The organism is Nocardioides sp. P86, from assembly GCF_023712465.1.
Taxonomy (GTDB): Bacteria; Actinomycetota; Actinomycetes; order Propionibacteriales; family Nocardioidaceae; genus Nocardioides; species Nocardioides kribbensis.
In genome coordinates this window covers 137882-154196 of record NZ_JAMAYE010000003.1, presented here as the reverse complement: position 1 = coordinate 154196, position 16315 = coordinate 137882, and the positions used below count along the sequence as shown (strand labels likewise).

Genomic DNA, 16315 nt, shown 5'->3' with positions numbered 1-16315 from the left:
ATGGTCCTCGAGCACGCCCTGCTGCCCGTCCGCCCCGGTCAGGAGGAGGCCTTCGAGGCCGCCTTCGCCCAGGCGCGCTCGATCATCGCCGCCTCGCCCGGCTTCGGCGGGCTGACGCTCTCGCGGCTCGTGGAGCGCCCCGGCACCTACCTCCTGCTCGTCGAGTGGGAGCGCCTCGAGGACCACACCGAGGGCTTCCGCGGCTCGCCCGCCTACGAGCAGTGGCGCGCGATGCTGCACCACTTCTACGACCCCTTCCCGGTCGTGGAGCACGCCGAGAGGGTGATGGAGGCGTGAGCGCGGCCGCCTAGGGTCGGGGTGTGCGCCCCTTGAACCCGCTGAAGCGAGAGAAGCCCGGTCCGGGACAGGAATCGGTGTGGGACTACCCGCGCCCGCCCGCCCTCGACGAGAGCAAGGAGTCGATCGAGGTCACCCTCGGCGGCGTCGTCGTGGCGCGCACGACCCGCAGCTGGCGGGTCATGGAGACCAGCCACCCCCCGACCTACTACCTGCCCCGCGAGGCCTTCGTCGACGGCGCGCTGCGCGACGCGGAGGGCAACAGCTTCTGCGAGTGGAAGGGCCTGGCCACCTACTTCGACCTCGTCTCCGGCGACACCGTCGCCCCGCGCGCCGCCTGGACCTACCTCACGCCCACCCCCGGCTTCGAGGCGATCACCGGGGCGATCGCGATCATGCCGGCCTCGGTCGACCGGATCACGGTGAACGACGAGGTGGTGGTGCCCCAGGAGGGCGGCTTCTACGGCGGCTGGATCACCTCGCGCGTCGTCGGCCCCTTCAAGGGCGCCCCCGGCACCTGGGGCTGGTGACCCGCCCGGGCTGAGCCCGCCCCCGCCCCCGGCGATCCGGCGCCCGGTGACCCGGCCCCCGGTGACCGTGACCGTCTCGGTGACCGTCTCGGGCCACCCCCGACCCGCGCGACGCTGGCGCGCGTCCTCAGCCTCCGGGGGCGAACAGGCAGAGCGGGTGGCCCTCCGGGTCGAGCACCACCCGCACGAGGTCCTGCGGCTGGTGGGGCGCCAGCACGGCGCCCAGCTCCAGCGCCCGTGCGACCGCGGCGGCGAGGTCGTCGACGGCCACGTCGAGGTGCGCCTGCATCTGCTGCGCGCCCGGTGCCGGGGGCCAGGTCGGCGGCACGTGGTCGTCCTCGCGCTGGAACGCCAGCCCCGCGGCGGCCGGGTCGACCGCGCCGTCGGGCCCGACCGGCTTGAGGACCACCCACCCCGGGTCGGCCACGCGCTCCTGCGCGCTGTCGCGGTGGCGCCAGCCGAGCAGCGCGACGTAGAAGGCGGCCAGGGCCTCCGGGTCGCGCGCGCCGAGCACCGTCGAGGCGAGGCGGAAGGTGGGCGTCGTCATCCGGTGAACCTACGCCGCCCCCGCGCCGGTCCCCCGCCGCCACCACGCCGCCGCGATCCCGCCCGCCACGCCGTCGCCACGCCGCCGCGGCCGGTCGGCGCCACCTGTCGGCCCGGACCCGCACCTGTCGGCCCGCGCACCGGCCGACTGGTGCGGGTTTCGCCAGCCGGCTGGTGAAACCCGCGCGGCCCTTGTCACCACCACCACCCCGACGTACGCTCGCGATATATCGCGAAACACTCGACGACAGTCGGTCGCCGGGCGCGACGGGCGAGAGGAGTCCGGCCATGAGGCACGGATTCGACAAGCAGCAGCAGCGGGAGTGGGCCGACCGCGCCGAGGCGCTCTGGTCCCAGCACCGCCACGGAGGCTGGGGGCCCGGGCCGGGCTTCGGCGGCCCCTTCGGAGCCTTCGGTCCCGGACCGGGCGGCCCCGGCGGACCCCGCGGTCGCGGGGGACGCCCCGGCCCCCCGCCGTGGCTCGCGGGCCTCTTCGGCCTCGGCGACCCGGAGGCCTCGCGGGGCCCGAAGGTGCGGCGCGGCGACGTGCGCGCGGCCATCCTCGACGTGCTGCGCGCCGCCGGTGAGGCGGGCGAGGCCGTCAACGGCTACCAGGTGATCCAGCAGATCGCGGAGCGCTCCGGCGACGCGTGGCGCCCCAGCCCCGGCTCGGTCTACCCGACCGTCGCGCAGCTGCAGGACGAGGGCCTGGTGGAGTCCGACGACGAGCGCAGCCGCCGCACCCTGCGCCTCACGCCGGCCGGTGAGGAGTACGTCGCGACGCACCGCGACGAGCTCGACGCCGTCTGGGCGCCCTTCGAGGCCACCGCCCGCGAGGCGGCGACCGGGCCGCGCGTCGACCTGCGCCCGGAGATCGGGCAGGTGATGAGCGCGGTGTGGCAGATCGTCACCACCGGCACCGACGCCCAGCGCCGCGCCGCCGTCGACGTGCTCGTCGACGCCCGGCGCAAGCTCTACGGCGTGCTCGCCGACGGCGGGGACACCGAGGAGACCGGCCAGGAGACCGGCCAGGAGACCGGCCAAGAGACCGGCGGGGACGGCGGCGGCACCGGCCACGACCACGTCCGGGGCCCGGCCGCGGAGCGCGCCGACGGTGCGTCGACCGACCGGTCGCGCGACGGGACCGCCCGGGAGGCGGACGAGTCATGAGCGAGCAGCACCTGCGCATCGGCGACGCCGAGCGGGAGCAGGCGGCGGGGGCCCTGGGCGAGCACTACGTCCGCGGCCGCCTCGACCACGACGAGCACGCCGAGCGTCTCGAGCGGGTCTGGGCCGCGCGCACCCGGGCCGACCTCGGCCCCCTCTTCGCCGACCTGCCCGCCCCGTGGCCCGACGGCCTCCTCCCGGCGACCCTCGCGCAGCGCTCCGGGTCCGGCGGCGCCGCGCGCGACCCGGGTCGCTGGGTGCCGGGACGCGCGGCGTACTGGTCCGGCGGCCGGGCGCTGCGACCGCGCGGGCTGCCCGCGCCCGTCGTGGCCGTGCTGGCCGTGCTGCTGGTGCTGACCGTGGTCACCCACCTCCCGCTGCTCCTGCTGGGGCTCGGGGCGTGGCTCTTCGTCCACACCCGCCACCGCGCGGCGCGCCCGCAGCGGGCGCGTCGGCCCCAGGCCGGGTGAGCACCGGCCCGTCGTGTCGCGCCGCCGTCGGCGGGGCCGGGCATGATGGGCGTCACACCACCCCAGGAGGACGAGCATGGGCCATCCGCTCACCGCACCGCCGATCCAGCCGGTCCGGCCGGCCCGCACGCCGCCGCACGTGACCGGGGCGTCGCGGTGAGCGCGGGCGGGCTGCGGCTGGGCGTCTCCCTGGGCTACTGGGGCGCCGGCCCGCCGCCCGGCCAGGCCGAGGCGGTGACGCTGGCCGAGGAGCTCGGTCTCGACTCGGTGTGGTCGGCGGAGGCCTACGGCTCCGACGCCCTCACCCCGCTCGCCTGGCTCGGCGGGCAGACCTCGACGCTGCGCCTGGGCACCTCCATCATGCAGATGTCGGCGCGCACCCCCGCGGCCACGGCGATGGCCGCGATGACCATGGACCACCTCAGCGGCGGTCGCTTCGTGCTCGGCCTGGGCGCCTCGGGCCCGCAGGTGGTCGAGGGGTGGTACGGCCAGACCTACCCCAAGCCGCTGGCCCGCACGAGGGAGTACGTCGCGCTCGTGCGCCAGGCGATCGCCCGCGAGAGGCTCCAGCTCGACGGTGAGCACTTCCAGGTGCCCTTCACCGGCGGCGCCGCGGTCACCGGCGGCGACCTGCCGACCACCGGCCTGGGCAAGGCGCTGCGCTCGACGCTGCACCCGGTGCGCCCCGACCTGCCGGTGCTGCTGGCCGCCGAGGGCCCCAAGAACGTCGCCATGGCCGCCGAGATCGCCGACGGCTGGCTGCCGCTCTTCTACTCCCCGGCCCACGACGAGCACTACCGCGCCGCCCTGGCCGAGGGCTTCGCCCGACCCGGCGCGCGCCGCAGCGCCGAGGACTTCGAGGTGGCCTGCATGGTGCAGGTCGTGCTCGACGACGACGTGGAGGCCGCCGCCGACACCCTGCGACCCCACTACGCGCTCTACATCGGCGGCATGGGCGCCAAGGGCGCCAACTTCCACTACGACGTCTTCGCCCGGATGGGCTTCGAGGCCGAGTGCGAGCACATCCAGGAGCTCTACCTCTCGGGTCGCAAGGAGGAGGCCGTCGCCGCCGTGCCGCTGGCCATGGTCGAGCAGGTCGCTCTCGTCGGCCCGCGCGACAAGATCGCCGCGGAGCTGCCCCGCTGGCAGGACTCGCTGCTGACCACCATGATCGTGCCGCCCCGCCCCGACGTCATGCGCACGATGGCCGAGATGCTCGGCTGACCCGCCTGCCGTCCACCGCGGCGGGCGGCCTCGCCGGGCCGGGCCGGCCTGACCGGGCCGGGCCGGGCCGGGCCGGGCGAGGAGCGGCAGGGCGCCTAGATCCAGCCCATCCGCCGCGCGATCGCGCAGGCGTCGTGGCGGTTGGCGGCGCCCAGCTTGCCGACGGCGTTGGACAGGTAGTTGCGCACGGTGCCGGGTGAGAGCGACGCGCGCTCGGCGATCTCCTCCACCGGGGCGCCGTCGGCGGCGAGCTCGAGCACGTCGGCCTCACGGGGCGTGAGGGGGCTGTCGCCGGCGGCGATCGCCTCGGCCGCGAGCTCGGGGTCCACGTGGCGCCCGCCCGCGTGCACGGTGCGCACCACCGCGGCCAGGGTCGCGGCCGACGTGGTCTTGGGCAGGAAGCCACGCACCCCACCGGCGAGCGCCCGCTTGAGGTGACCGGGTCGCCCGTGGCTGGTGACGATGACAGTGGCGCAGCCTGGCAGGTCGGCGCGCAGGCGCTCGGCGACCGCGATGCCGTCGAGCCCCGGCATCTGCAGGTCGAGCACCGCGACGTCGACGTCGGCCGCGACCGCCTGGGCGACCGCCTCGGGGCCCGACGCGGCCTGGGCGACGACCTCGAGGTCGTCCTCCAGGGCGAGCAGCTGGGCCAGGGCGGCCCGGATGAGGTGCTCGTCGTCGGCCAGCAGGACCCGGATCGGCGCGGTCACGACGCCGCCTGCGCGGGCGGGGAGTCCAGCCCGCTGACCCGTACGACGAACCGCCCGGCCCCGCCGTCGCCGCCGCCGATGCCGCCGCCGGTGAGGCCCGTCGTGCCGGCGTCGAGCCGGGCGCCGAGGGGCGCCAGGCGCTCCCGCAGGCCGGTGAGCCCGCTGCCGGGGGTCGGGCCCGGACCGGCCGGGCCGACCCCGTCGTTGCCGACGACCAGGGCGCCCGCGGCGTAGGAGATCTCGACCCGGGTGGCGGCGGAGTGGCGCAGCACGTTGGTGACGCACTCGCGCACCACCCAGCCGGCCGGCTCGTGCCAGGCGGTGGGGAGGTCGGCGACGTCGAGGGCCACCGCGATGCCGGCCGCGTCGAGCAGCGACCGCGCCCCCTCCAGCTCCTGGGCGAGGTCGGTGGCGCGGTAGCCGCGGGCCAGGGCGCGGGCCTCGCGCAGCGCGGTGTGCGCGACGCCGCGCACCTCCAGCATGGTCGCGGCCGCTGAGGCGTCGCCGCGCTCGCTGAGCCGGGCGGCCAGCTCCGACTGCAGAGCGATCGCGGAGAGCCGGCGCCCGAGCACGTCGTGGACGTCGCGGGAGAAGCGCAGCCGCTCCTCGGCCACCGCGAGGTCGGCCTGGAGCGCGCGGGCGCGGTCGAGCTCGCTGACCACGCCGAGCAGCCACAGCGAGACGCGCGCGGTGAAGACAAAGAAGGCCGTGACGCCCGCGGCGCCGAGCCCGGCGACGAGCAGCCCGGTGGTGGCCCAGAAGACCAGCCCGAAGCCGCCGACGAGGGCGGCGGAGACCCGGTCGTCGCGCAGCCCGCCGACGCTCCAGCTCAGCACGCTGAGCGCGGCCATGGCGCCGACCCCGCGCAGGCCGTCGGGCAGCAGCCGGTCGCCGAGGAGCACCACCGCGGTCGCTGCCAGCAGCGGGCCGACGCTGCGCCAGGGCACGGGGCGCGCCGCCGGGTAGAGCGCGGCGACGTCGCGCACCACCGGCGTGCCCAGCGCGCAGGTCACCGCGACCGCCGCGACCACGAGCGCCACCAGGGCGGGTGGCTGCTCGCCCCAGTCCGCGGAGCCGCGCCACAGGATGAAGCCGGCGCTCGACCAGAGCAGGAGGTAGATCGACTGGCGCGTGTAGAGGTCCACGCGCTCGACCTCGCTGCGCTCCGACCAGCGCCTCCACCGCGGGCGGCGTGCCCGGGAACCACCCCTCGCCGAGCCGCCGTCGCCGGGGGTGGGGCCCGGCGCCGGGGTCGCGGTGGCCGCGGTGGCGCTGGCGTCGAGGTCCGCGTCAGGCGAGCTCATCGAGGTCTCCTTCGCGGTGGGTGGATGACGGCGGGTCGGGTGGGTGGACCGGTGCGGGGGGTGGAGCTCGACGGGGGAGCCATGCGGGGTCAGCGCAGGCGTGGGGCCGGGGTCCGTCCGGCCACCCTAGACACCGCCCGGCGGTGCGGGGCGCGACGTCGGGCGCGTGGTGGGTGCGACCCCGCGGTCCGCACGACGCTCCGCTCGGCGCCCCGGGACCTCAGCGCTGCGGCTCCCACCGCAGGGAGCGACGGGCCAGGTCGAGGCCGACGGCGGTCCAGAGCACGAGCACGAGCACCGGCTGGAGTCCGACCGACCAGGTGGCGGCGAGGTCGAGGCTGGGGGTGGTGGAGCCGTCGTCGAGGCCGAACCAGCCGATCCGCACGAGCGCGGTGAGGGCGGCGCCGGGGGTCCAGTCGGTCCAGCGCTGCACGGAGTCGGGGAAGCCGACCGCCACCTGGCCGACCACGAGCAGCAGGATGACGGGCAGGCTGGTCATCTGCGCGGCCTCGGCGTTGCGGGTCCAGGCGGCGGTCCAGTAGGCCAGCGCGACCGACATCAGGGCGCCGAGCAGCACGGCCCCGGCGTACAGGACGGGGTTGACCGGGGCGGGCGCGCCGAGCGCGAGCGCCACGACCACGGTGACCAGCGAGACGGTGACCGCGACCACCAGGCCGGGCAGGGCCAGTGCCACCAGGATCTCTCCGTCGCGGGTCTCACCGGTGCGCAGCCGCTTGAGCACGAGCTCGTCGCGGCGGGTCACGAACTGCGAGAGCAGGTTGTAGTAGACGGGGAAGAGCAGCGTCATCGTCAGTGCCGTCACCACGGTGGCGGCGCCGACACCGACGTCGCCGCGCGGCCCGGTGAGCAGCAGCGCGAGCGGCAGCACCGGCAGCACGACGGCGTAGAGCAGGGTGAGCCGGTTGCGCGACATCAGGGTGGCGTTGGCGCGGGCCAGCCCGCGCACCCGCCGTACGCCGGCTCCGCGCCCGGAACCGCCGGCTGCGTCGGTGGCCGGGGCGGCCGGGGAGGTGGGCTCGGTGCGGGGGGTGGTCGTGCTCATCGGGGGGCTCCTGCGGTGGGGGCGGCCGTGGCCGGGGCGGGCGAGGGGGCGGGCGACGGGTCCGGCGACCGGTCCGGCGACGGGGCGTCACGTCCCTCGGCGATGGCGAGGAACACCGACTCGAGGCTGGCGGTGCGGGCGTCGAGCCGGTCGAGGCGCACCCCCTCGGCGTCGGCCCAGGCGAGCAGCGCGGTCAGCGTGGCCTGGAGGTCGGTGGTGTGCAGGGTGGTGGTGCGCCCGTCGTCCTCGACCCGGCTGGCGGGCAGGGCCGGCAGGGTGCGGTCGGGGGTGTCGAGCCTGACCGTCGAGGGGTGACCCTCGGCGATCTCGGCGGGCGTGCCGGCGCGGCGGACCCGCCCGGCGTGCATGATCGCGAGGTGGTCGGCCAGCGCCTCGGCCTCCTCGAGGTAGTGCGTGGTGAGAAGGACGGCGGCGCCGTCGTCGCGCAGGTCGCGCACGATCTGCCACACGTCGCGCCGCGACTCGGGGTCGAGCCCGGTGGTGGGCTCGTCGAGCAGGACGACCTCGGGTCGCCCCATGAGGGTGCAGGCCAGGTCCAGGCGCCGCTGCTCGCCCCCGGAGAGCGCGCCGACCCTGACGTCGGCGCGGTCGGTGAGGGTGAGCCGCTCCAGCGACTCCTCCACCGGGCGCGGCGCGCTGACGGTGGCGGCCCACATGCGCAGCGTCTCGCGCACGGTCAGGTCGGCGGGGAAGCCGCTGGACTGCAGCAGCACCCCCGTGCGCGGTCGCACCCGGGCCCGGTCGGCGACGGGGTCGAGCCCGAGCACCCTGACCTCCCCGCCGGTCGGCGCGGCGAGGCCCTCGACCAGCTCGAGGGTGGAGGTCTTGCCGGCGCCGTTGGTGCCGAGCAGTGCGGTGACCGACCCGGCCGCCACCTCGAGGTCGACGCCGCGCACGGCGTCGTAGGCGCTGGAGCCGCGGCCGTAGGTGCGGCGCAGGTCGCGCAGCTCGATGGCGGGTGCCCCGGTCGGGGTGCCGGTCGGGGTGCCGGTCGGGGTGCCGGTCGGGGTGCCGGCCGCGTCGCCCGGCGACCGGCGGGGCGAGGGTCCGGGACGGGCGGTGCTCGGGCGGCGGGGGGTCGGTGTCATGCGTCCAGCCTCCCCGTCGCAGCGGCCGGGCGGCAGTGCGTGCACTCACCGGTCGACGTGGGCCGTGCACGCTCGGACCATGACAGGTGTCATGGGTGCTCGTGGGCGAGGGACGCGGTGGTCGCGCAGCGGCGGGGTCGGGGTGTGGCCCGCCCGGCGGTGGGGCAAGGTGGTGTCATGAGCGACCAGCTGCGCATCGGCGACGCCGAGCGGGAGCAGGCCTCGGCCTACCTCGCGGCGATGTACGCGCGCGGCATGCTCACCGCCGAGGAGCACTCCGACCGGGTCGGTCGCATCTGGGCCGCCACCACCCGGGGCGACCTCGTGCCGCTCTTCGCCGACCTGCCGGGCCCGCACCAGCAGCCGGGCTGGGCCTCCCACGCTCCGGCCGCCGCGGTCCCCGGACCGCCGCCGGCCTACCCGCCCGTCGTCGGCGGGCCGGCCTCGACGCCGTACGGTCCGGTCCGCAGCGGCACGAGCCTCACCACCTGGCTGGTCCTGGCCGTCACCGGCGCGGGGGTCTTCCTGTCGCTCACCCAGGGCCGTCGGTGGTTCCTGGTGACCCTCGTGGTCGTCGTGCTGCTGGTCATCCGGCCCCGGCGTCCCCGGTCCTGACCCTCCCGCCGGACCGGTGCGGGTCCACGCAATTGCGCTGGTTCGGCAGGTGTCGGGGGCGGGGGGCTGCGCAGATCGCGCAAACCCGTTCGCGGGCCCGGTGCGGGCCCGCGCGATTGCGCGGGTTCGGCAGGTGTCGGGGGCGGGGGGTTGCGCGGATCGCGCAAACCTCTTCGCGAGACCTGTGCGGGTCCGCGCGATTGCGTTGTTGCGGCAGGTCTCGGGGGCGGGGGGTTGCTCGAACGGCGCAAACCGGTTGGTGAGACCTGTGCGGGTCCACGCAATTGCGCTGGTTCGGCGGGTGTCGGGGGTGCGGGGTTGCTCGGATCGCGCAGACCCGTTCGCGAGACCGGTGCCGGTCCGCGCAATTGCGCTGTTGCGGTAAGTGCCGGCCGCGACGTGTTGCCTCAGGGATCCGCCCACCTCGCACCGCGCACCCGCACCGCGCCGCACCGGCCCACCCCGCACCGCGCCGGCCCACCCCGCACCGTGGCGCACCCGGGCCTCCGCCGTGGCGTCGGCGGAGCGACGCTCAGCGGCTGGCGCGCCGCTCGTAGTCGGCGCGTGCGGCCACGTCGACGTCGGTGAGGGTGGTGTCGGCACCCATGGCGCGGCCGACCAGGTCGCGCACCCGGCGGGGGAGCACGTTGGAGGAGTGGAAGACGCCCTTGGCGTGGGCCGGCACCCAGGTCTCGAACCGGGGGCGCTGCGCGACCGAGACGATGGCGTCGGCGACCTCCTCGGGGGTGCAGGCCCGCATGCCCCGGGTGGCGTGGACGCCGGCGGCGAGCTCGGTTGCGACGACGGTGGGCAGCACCGTCGAGACGTCGACGCCGTGCGGGCGCAGCTCGGCGTGGGCGGCCTCGGAGAAGCCGAGCACGCCGAACTTGCTGGCGCTGTAGACCGCCGCGCCCGCCATGCCGAGCCGGCCGACCGCGGAGGCGACGTTGACGACGTGGCCGCGCCCCCGCGCGACCATCGCCGGGGCGACGAGGCGGGTGCCGGTGACGACGGCGCGCAGGTTGACCTCGAGGGTGCGGTCGACGGAGTCGTCGCTCTGCTCGAGCAGCGGGGTCAACGGCATGATGCCCGCGTTGTTGACGAGCACGTCGACCGGCGCGAGGGCAGCGGCCTGCTCGACGAAGCGGGCGTAGGAGCCGCGGTCGGCGACGTCGACCACGAGCCCGACGGCGTCGTGGCCGACCGCGGCGGCGGCCTTGGCGGCCACGTCGTCGTCGAGGTCGCCGATCACCACGCGGGCGCCGGCGGCGGCGAAGCGGTGGGCGGTGGCCAGGCCGATGCCGCGGCCGGCTCCGGTGATGACGACGAGGGCGTCGGTGAGGTCGCGGGGTGCGGTCACGGTGGTCTCCTGCGGTCGGGTGCGGGTGCGGGTGCGGGTCGGGCGGGGGAGCGGCGGGTCAGGCGGCGCGGTGGACGAGGTCGACGGGCTGGCCGTCGGCGGGGAAGGGCAGCGAGTGGTTGTTCATCGGCGCGACGTAGGCCGGGTCGACACTCCAGTCGAAGCGGCGCAGCAGCTGGTGCATCACCGCCTTGACCTCGGCGCCGGCGAAGAACAGCCCGAGGCACTTGTGGACCCCGCCGCCGAAGGGCTCCCACGCGAAGCGGTGGGAGCGGTCCTCGCGGCGCTCGGGGGAGAAGCGCTCGGGGTCGAAGGCCGTGGGGTCGCTCCACAGCGAGGGCATCAGGTGGCTGAACTGGGGGGCGACGATGACGTAGCGGTCGGCCGGCACCCGCACTCCCTCGACCACGGTCTCCTTGACGGTGCGGCGCACGACGACCGGCACGGGGGCGCGCAGCCGCAGGCACTCTTTCATCACCAGGTCGAGGGAGACCAGGGAGTCGAGCTCGGCCAGCGTGGGCGCCTCGCCCAGGGCCAGCGACTCCGCGCGGCAGCGCTCGCGCCAGGCGGGGTGCTTGCCGAGCAGCTCGAGCATCGTGGAGAGCGTGATCGTCGAGGTGTCGTGGGCGGCCATCATGAGGAAGACCATGTGGTTGACGACGTCGTCGTCGGAGAAGCGCTCGCCCTCCTCGCTCTCGACATGGCACAGCTGGGAGAAGAGGTCGTCGCTCAGGCGGGCGCGCCGCGAGGGCAGGTAGTCGCGCAGGAACCGCTCGACGACCTCGCGGCCCCGCAGCCCCTTGCGCCAGCGGGTGCCGGGCAGGTCGCGACGCACGAGGGCGGCCGCGCTCTGCACGCAGTCGATGAAGGCGGCGTTGACCCGGGCCATCTCGGCGCGGTCGGTGCCCTCCGCGCCGCCCATGAAGATCTCGGCGGCGACGTCGAGGGTGAGCTCCTTGAGGGCGGGGTACGCCGGGAAGCCCGGCCCCGGGCGCCACGCGTCGAGGCCGCGGGCGATCGGGGCGTGCATGGCCGCGGCGTAGCCCTCCAGCCGCGGGCGGGTGAAGGCCTGCTGCATGATCCGGCGGTGCACGTGGTGCTCCTCGCCGTCGAGGAGCATGAGGCCGCGGTCGAAGAACGGGCCGACGAGGTAGCTCCAGGCCGGCCCGTTGACGAAGGCCTTGTCGGGGTTGGTGAGCGCCGTGGCGCAGGCGTCGGGGCCGAGCAGCATCACCCAGGGGTCGCCCAGGATGCGCAGCGGGGAGACGGGTCCGTAGGCCGCCCACTGCTTCTCGAAGAGGGCGACGGGGTCGCGGGCGTACTCCAGGCTGCGCCCGATCACGGGCCAGCCGCGGTGCTCGCGGGCGACGGCGGGGAGCGGGCGGGCCGTCGCGCCGGCGGCCGGGTCGGGGGTGCGGGACGTGGCCTGGGTCACGTCGACCAGACTGATTCAGACAGGACGTCCTGTCAATGTCTGCGTCCGTCCTGGCCGCACCGGTCCGGTCCGGTCCCTGGGACGGGCGCGCGGCGGGTGTGAGGATGGGCCCATGGCGGTCAAGGCGGGGAGGTATCGCGGCATGTCGGCGCAGGAGCGCGCCGCCACCCGGCGCGCCCAGCTGCTCGCGGCGACCCTCGACGTCTGGGGCGCCGACGGCGGGCCCCGCGTCACCATGACGCGCATCTGCGCCGAGGCCGGCCTCACCGAGCGGTACTTCTACGAGCACTTCGCCTCCCTCGACGAGGCCCTCACCGCCGCCATGCAGCAGGTCGGCGACGAGATCACCGTCGCCGCCGTGTCGGCGATCGAGGAGACCGAGGGCGGGCCCACCGAGCGGATCCGCGCCGCCATCGGCGCCTTCGTCGCGATCATCACCGACGACCCGCGCAAGGGCCGGGTCGCCATGCTCGAGGCCCCCGGGCGCCCTGAGCTGCGCCCGGCGCGCAACGCGCTGCTGCGCGCCTTCGCCGAGCTGGCCACCCGCGAGGGCCGCGCGCTGTACGGCGTCGACGCGTGGGCCGGCCAGCCCGGCGACCTCGCCGGGCTGATGTTCGTCGGCGGGGTCCAGGAGCTGGTCACCGCCTGGCTCGACGGCACGCTCGACGTCACCCCCGACGACATCGTCGAGGCCGCCACCCGCGCCTTCGCGGCCACCGCCCGGGGCGCGCAGGACTGAGTCGGCCCGACCCGGCCCGACCCAGCCCGACCCGACCCAACCCGACCGAGCCGACCGGCCCGACCCGACCCGACCGACCCGACCCGACCGGCCAGGGCCGAACCGGGTCGACCGGCCCGGCGGCGCCGGAGCACGCGAGCGCTGCTCGACCACCGGGGTGTGACGCCGGTCGCCGGCCCTGGCTACGGTCGTCTGATGCCCGGTTGGACTGCACGCGCGCGCGACCCGATCTTCTGGAACGACGTCACGCAGCTGGCCAAGACGGTGCTCGCGGCGGTGCTCGCCTGGGTGCTGGCCACGAGCGTCTTCGAGCTGCCGCAGTCGTTCCTGGCGCCGTGGGCGGCGCTGCTGGTCGTGCACGCCACGGTCTACCGCACCTTCTCCCGCGGCGTGCGCCAGGTCGCCGCCGCCGTGACGGGGGTGCTGCTCGCCTGGGCGACCGGCAACGTGCTCGGCCTCGACACCGCGGCGGTGGTCATGGTGCTGGCGCTCGGGCTGGCCATCGGCGCGCTGCCGTGGTTCGGCGAGGAGTCCACCGCCGTGGCGGCCACGGCCCTCGTGGTGCTCACCACCGGCTTCTCCGACAACGACGGCATGCTCGTCTCGCGCCTGGCCGACACCGCGATCGGCATCGGCGTCGGCCTGCTGGTCAACCTGCTGGTGTGGCCCCCGCTGCGGCGGCGTACGGCGGTCGTGGCGCTCGACCGCATCGACGACGCCATCGGCGCCCTCCTCGTCGACATCGGTCGCGGGCTGACCGACGGCTGCAGCGACGAGGACGTCGACGACTGGATCGACCGCACCCGCGACCTCGACGGTGAGCTCGACAACGCCTGGTCGCTGGTGCGCCAGGCCCGCGAGAGCGCGCGGATGAACCCACGCCGCTCGGCCCACGAGCTGCGCGACCCCCGGCAGTGGTACTCCCTGCTGCGCCGCATGGAGCAGGCGGTCGCGGAGACCCGCAGCATGGCGCGCACCCTCGGCCACGAGACCACCTGCCGCGACGACTGGGCCGACCCCTTCCGGGCCGGGTGGGTCGCGCTGCTGGTGGCCGCCGGCGAGGCGGTCAAGGACGCCGATCCCGAGCCGCTGCGCGAGGTGCGCTCCCGGCTCAACGTGCTGGTGGACCAGATCGGCGCGCAGGAGCCCACCCCGGAGCTGTGGCCGGTCTTCGGCGGCCTGATGATCAACCTGCGCAACATCCTCGACGCGATGGACGAGGTCGCCGCGGCCAACCCCCTCGGCCAGCCGCCGCTGCCGCTGGCCACGGTCGTGCGCCGCCGGGCCCGGGTGGCCGCGGGCGGGGAGGCCGCCGAGTGACCCGCCGGGCAGGGCGTCCCCGTCGGCAGCGCTTCGTCGGTCGCATCGCCGGCGTCGGCAGCGCCAGCGGGGTGCGGGTGGTGGTCGGGCACTGGCACGACACCCCGCTGGGCCGCTTCTCCGACGCGATGGTGGAAGGGCCCGACGGGCACCGTGTGCTGATCGCCCCGCACCGGGACGCGGCCGACTTCATCGAGGCGACGTACTCCTTCGACGAGGTGCGGATCGAGCCGGTGACGGCGGTGGCCACGGCGACCGCCTGGTCGGTGCGCTCGCCCTCCCTCGACCTCGACCTCGTCGTCGGCCGCCGCACCGCGCTGGGCCGACTGCTGGCGCTGGTGCCCGATCGGGTGGCGACCAGCCCGGCCTGGTGCTCGCTCACCGACGTCGTGGCCCGTGTGGTGCTGCGCGGGGTCCGCACCCGCGGCAGCGCCGGCGGCGGTCGGCGGGAGTGGTACGGCGCCACGGACCACCACCGCGTGCGCGCCGCGACCGGGCAGCTCGAGGGCCGCGACTTCGGCGCGCTGGCGCCGGTGAGCCCGCCCCCGCGCTTCGGCTTCTCCTCGACGCCGCGACGGCCGTCGGTCACGACCGTGGTGACCACCGTCGAGGTGCCCGGGGCCCAGCGCGACTGAGCGCGGGAGCGGCGCCGCGGTCCGCGCCGCGAGCGGAGCCTCCCGCCGGCGGCTACGGTGCCGGACATGGCTCCCGGCTCGCAGCGCCCCCACGCGGCCGACCCCGCGCGCCTGGACTCCGGTGGCCCGGTCGACCCTCCCTACCCGGGCGACGGGGGCGACCCGTGCGGGCCCGGTGCGGAGGACGGGCAGCGGCCGCTGCGCGCCGACGCCGAGCGCAACCGGCGGCTGATCCTCGACGCCGCCGCCGCGGTCTTCGCCGAGCGGGGCCTGGAGGCCGGCTTCGAGGAGGTGGCCCGCCGCGCCGGGGTGGGCGTCGGCACGGTCTACCGCCGCTTCCCCGACCGTGACGACCTGATCGACGCGCTCTTCGCCCGGCGCCTCGACGAGCTGGTCTTGCTCACCGCGCGTGCGGGCGAGAGGGAGGACCCGTGGGAGGCCCTGGTGTGGTTCCTGGAGGAGTCGATCGCGGCGCAGTCCTGCGACCGGGGGCTCAGCGAGGTGCTGGGCGACGGCCTGCGCGGGGCCGAGCGCCTCGAGCGGGCCCGGGAGCGCATGCAGCCCGCGGTCGGCGCGCTCGTCGCGCGGGCCCAGGCCGCCGGGCTGCTGCGCGACGACGTCGCTCCGCTCGACCTGGCGGTGCTCTCCCGCGCGGTCTCCCAGATCGGCACCGAGGCCACCCCCGACCTGTGGCGCCGCTACCTCGCCATCCTGCTCGACGGTCTGCGCGCCCACCCTGACGGGCCCACACCGCTGCCGCGGGCCTGCCCCGACGAGGCCGAGCTGGCCCGGGTGGCGCACAAGGCCCGTCCGGGCCGCCGACGCTGAGGCCGGCCCCACCTCTCGGTCACGGCCGGGACCGAGGCCGGGCTCGAGGGCGGCCGGACCCGTGGGGGACGGCTCAGCAGACGGGCAGCCGGTCGCGGCACCGCGGGCGTCGGGACCCGGGAAGCTCCTCGCTGCCCGGCTCACCGCCGTCCGGGTGCCCGCCGGTCAGGTGCGCGCCGGTCGACTCCCGGTCGACCGGTCCACCCGCCGGCACCGCCACGGCGGCCACCGGGGCCACGGGTGCGAGCGTGCGACCGGCCGCGCGGCGCCGGCGTACGACATGGCGTGCGGCCAGGACGACGGCAAGCGACGCGGCGAGGACGACCACGGCGGTGCCGAGGTGGTCGAGCACGCCGCTGGCCGCGATCGCGCTGCCCGCGACGACCCAGGCCGAGGCCCACGCGAGCGCACCGACGACGGAGGCGGGCAGGAAGCGCCGGTAGGGCAGGTGGGCAGCGCCGGCGACCGCGGGCATGACGGTGCGGACGAAGGGGAGCATGCGGCTCACCAGCACCGCGGTCGTGCCGTGGCGGGCGACGAGGTCGGTGGCCCGGTCCCACCGCGCGACGCCGAGGCGCCCCACGAGACGGCCGGCCCGCAGCCGCGGCCCGGTGTGGTGGCCCAGCAGGTAGCCGAGGTGGTCGCCGCTGGTCGCCCCGAGGGCCACCGCGAGCACCAGCAGGGCCGAGGCTCCGGTCCCGTCGGTCGCGGCCGACAGCCCGGTGATCGCGACCTCGCCGGGCAGCACGGCCCCCAGGCCAAGCGACGACTCGGCGAGCGCCAGGAGGAAGCCCAGCAGGAAGGTCATCGGGTCCCCCGCTCCGTCCGCCGCCGGGTGCGGTGGGACGACAGGTCCGACAACGCAACCGGAGGATTTATTCCGTTTGGCCCGCTGCGGCCGTGCGGGTTTCACCGGTCGGCCGGCGAAACCCGCACTGGTCGGCCGACGCGTGGGCCGACAGG

General features: G+C 76.5%; 18 protein-coding genes. 10 read left to right on the top strand and 8 right to left on the bottom strand.

The window, feature by feature from the left end; translation table 11 throughout:
* Positions 1-297, top strand: a complete 297-nt coding sequence (locus M3673_RS14205) for an antibiotic biosynthesis monooxygenase (protein ID WP_056865064.1) — start codon at positions 1-3, stop codon at positions 295-297.
* A 23-nt stretch (positions 298-320) separates the two neighbouring features.
* Positions 321-827 carry a DUF427 domain-containing protein gene (locus M3673_RS14200; RefSeq protein ID WP_056905143.1) on the top strand — a complete coding sequence of 169 codons (507 nt, stop codon included), beginning with the start codon at positions 321-323 and terminating at the stop codon, positions 825-827.
* A 127-nt stretch (positions 828-954) separates the two neighbouring features.
* On the opposite strand, the gene M3673_RS14195 is transcribed toward M3673_RS14200, so the two are convergent.
* Complete coding sequence (locus M3673_RS14195; protein ID WP_251534444.1) at positions 955-1374, bottom strand: VOC family protein; 420 nt, start codon at positions 1372-1374, stop codon at positions 955-957.
* A 287-nt stretch (positions 1375-1661) separates the two neighbouring features.
* Here M3673_RS14195 and M3673_RS14190 point away from each other — a divergent pair, with 287 nt between their 5' ends.
* From M3673_RS14190 to M3673_RS14180, 3 genes are all read left to right on the top strand, one after another.
* Positions 1662-2543 carry a PadR family transcriptional regulator gene (locus M3673_RS14190; RefSeq protein WP_251534443.1) on the top strand — a complete coding sequence of 294 codons (882 nt, stop codon included), beginning with the start codon at positions 1662-1664 and terminating at the stop codon, positions 2541-2543.
* The gene (locus M3673_RS14185; RefSeq protein ID WP_251534442.1) at positions 2540-3010 is read left to right on the top strand and encodes a DUF1707 domain-containing protein; all 471 of its coding nucleotides are present in this window, start codon (positions 2540-2542) and stop codon (positions 3008-3010) included. Before M3673_RS14190 ends, M3673_RS14185 begins: the two co-directional genes overlap by 4 nt.
* Positions 3011-3166: 156 nt before the next feature.
* Complete coding sequence (locus M3673_RS14180) at positions 3167-4234, top strand: LLM class F420-dependent oxidoreductase (RefSeq protein ID WP_251534441.1); 1068 nt, start codon at positions 3167-3169, stop codon at positions 4232-4234.
* A 95-nt stretch (positions 4235-4329) separates the two neighbouring features.
* Here the strand turns inward: M3673_RS14180 and M3673_RS14175 are convergent, their stop codons facing one another.
* From M3673_RS14175 to M3673_RS14160, 4 genes are all read right to left on the bottom strand, one after another.
* Positions 4330-4944: a response regulator transcription factor gene (locus M3673_RS14175; protein ID WP_193661758.1), complete on the bottom strand. Its 615-nt coding sequence runs from the start codon at positions 4942-4944 to the stop codon at positions 4330-4332.
* Positions 4941-6248, bottom strand: coding sequence for a sensor histidine kinase (locus tag M3673_RS14170; RefSeq protein ID WP_251534440.1), 1308 nt, complete (start codon positions 6246-6248; stop codon positions 4941-4943). Before M3673_RS14170 ends, M3673_RS14175 begins: the two co-directional genes overlap by 4 nt.
* Positions 6249-6468: 220 nt before the next feature.
* Positions 6469-7311 (bottom strand): ABC transporter permease, encoded by an 843-nt coding sequence (locus tag M3673_RS14165; RefSeq protein ID WP_251534439.1) that lies wholly within the window; start codon positions 7309-7311, stop codon positions 6469-6471.
* Positions 7308-8420 carry an ABC transporter ATP-binding protein gene (locus M3673_RS14160; protein ID WP_251534438.1) on the bottom strand — a complete coding sequence of 371 codons (1113 nt, stop codon included), beginning with the start codon at positions 8418-8420 and terminating at the stop codon, positions 7308-7310. The genes M3673_RS14165 and M3673_RS14160 overlap by 4 nt, the downstream gene beginning before the upstream one ends.
* A gap of 177 nt (positions 8421-8597) precedes the next feature.
* On the opposite strand from M3673_RS14160, the gene M3673_RS14155 reads away from it, so the two are divergent.
* A complete protein-coding gene (locus M3673_RS14155) occupies positions 8598-9035 on the top strand; it encodes a DUF1707 domain-containing protein (protein ID WP_251534437.1) in 438 nt (145 codons plus the stop codon).
* 532 nt (positions 9036-9567) lie between these two features.
* Here the strand turns inward: M3673_RS14155 and M3673_RS14150 are convergent.
* Together M3673_RS14150 and M3673_RS14145 are read right to left on the bottom strand one after the other, a co-directional pair.
* Positions 9568-10395 (bottom strand): SDR family oxidoreductase, encoded by an 828-nt coding sequence (locus M3673_RS14150; protein WP_193661763.1) that lies wholly within the window; start codon positions 10393-10395, stop codon positions 9568-9570.
* Positions 10396-10453: 58 nt separating this feature from the next.
* Positions 10454-11830 (bottom strand): cytochrome P450, encoded by a 1377-nt coding sequence (locus M3673_RS14145; protein ID WP_251534436.1) that lies wholly within the window; start codon positions 11828-11830, stop codon positions 10454-10456.
* A 112-nt stretch (positions 11831-11942) separates the two neighbouring features.
* Between M3673_RS14145 and M3673_RS14140 the strand changes: the two genes are divergently transcribed.
* From M3673_RS14140 to M3673_RS14125, 4 genes are all read left to right on the top strand, one after another.
* On the top strand, positions 11943-12569 hold the full coding sequence (locus tag M3673_RS14140) for a TetR/AcrR family transcriptional regulator (RefSeq protein ID WP_251534435.1): 627 nt from the start codon (positions 11943-11945) through the stop codon (positions 12567-12569).
* A gap of 195 nt (positions 12570-12764) precedes the next feature.
* Entirely contained in the window at positions 12765-13889 is a 1125-nt protein-coding gene (locus M3673_RS14135) for an aromatic acid exporter family protein (RefSeq protein ID WP_193661766.1), read from the top strand.
* A complete protein-coding gene (locus M3673_RS14130; protein ID WP_251534434.1) occupies positions 13886-14524 on the top strand; it encodes a hypothetical protein in 639 nt (212 codons plus the stop codon). The genes M3673_RS14135 and M3673_RS14130 overlap by 4 nt, the downstream gene beginning before the upstream one ends.
* A 66-nt stretch (positions 14525-14590) precedes the next feature.
* Complete coding sequence (locus M3673_RS14125) at positions 14591-15352, top strand: TetR/AcrR family transcriptional regulator (protein WP_251534433.1); 762 nt, start codon at positions 14591-14593, stop codon at positions 15350-15352.
* 73 nt (positions 15353-15425) lie between these two features.
* Here the strand turns inward: M3673_RS14125 and M3673_RS14120 are convergent, their stop codons facing one another.
* Positions 15426-16160 (bottom strand): DedA family protein, encoded by a 735-nt coding sequence (locus M3673_RS14120; RefSeq protein ID WP_251534432.1) that lies wholly within the window; start codon positions 16158-16160, stop codon positions 15426-15428.
* Positions 16161-16315 lie beyond the last annotated feature (155 nt).

Coding starts and splice junctions, on each gene's coding strand:
- M3673_RS14205 (WP_056865064.1), top strand. CDS start 1: ATGGTCCTCGAGCACGCCCTGCTGCCCGTCCGCCCCGGTCAGGAGGAG.
- M3673_RS14195 (WP_251534444.1), bottom strand. CDS start 1,374: ATGACGACGCCCACCTTCCGCCTCGCCTCGACGGTGCTCGGCGCGCGC.
- M3673_RS14190 (WP_251534443.1), top strand. CDS start 1,662: ATGAGGCACGGATTCGACAAGCAGCAGCAGCGGGAGTGGGCCGACCGC.
- M3673_RS14185 (WP_251534442.1), top strand. CDS start 2,540: ATGAGCGAGCAGCACCTGCGCATCGGCGACGCCGAGCGGGAGCAGGCG.
- M3673_RS14170 (WP_251534440.1), bottom strand. CDS start 6,248: ATGAGCTCGCCTGACGCGGACCTCGACGCCAGCGCCACCGCGGCCACC.
- M3673_RS14165 (WP_251534439.1), bottom strand. CDS start 7,311: ATGAGCACGACCACCCCCCGCACCGAGCCCACCTCCCCGGCCGCCCCG.
- M3673_RS14160 (WP_251534438.1), bottom strand. CDS start 8,420: ATGACACCGACCCCCCGCCGCCCGAGCACCGCCCGTCCCGGACCCTCG.
- M3673_RS14155 (WP_251534437.1), top strand. CDS start 8,598: ATGAGCGACCAGCTGCGCATCGGCGACGCCGAGCGGGAGCAGGCCTCG.
- M3673_RS14140 (WP_251534435.1), top strand. CDS start 11,943: ATGGCGGTCAAGGCGGGGAGGTATCGCGGCATGTCGGCGCAGGAGCGC.
- M3673_RS14135 (WP_193661766.1), top strand. CDS start 12,765: ATGCCCGGTTGGACTGCACGCGCGCGCGACCCGATCTTCTGGAACGAC.
- M3673_RS14125 (WP_251534433.1), top strand. CDS start 14,591: ATGGCTCCCGGCTCGCAGCGCCCCCACGCGGCCGACCCCGCGCGCCTG.
- M3673_RS14120 (WP_251534432.1), bottom strand. CDS start 16,160: ATGACCTTCCTGCTGGGCTTCCTCCTGGCGCTCGCCGAGTCGTCGCTT.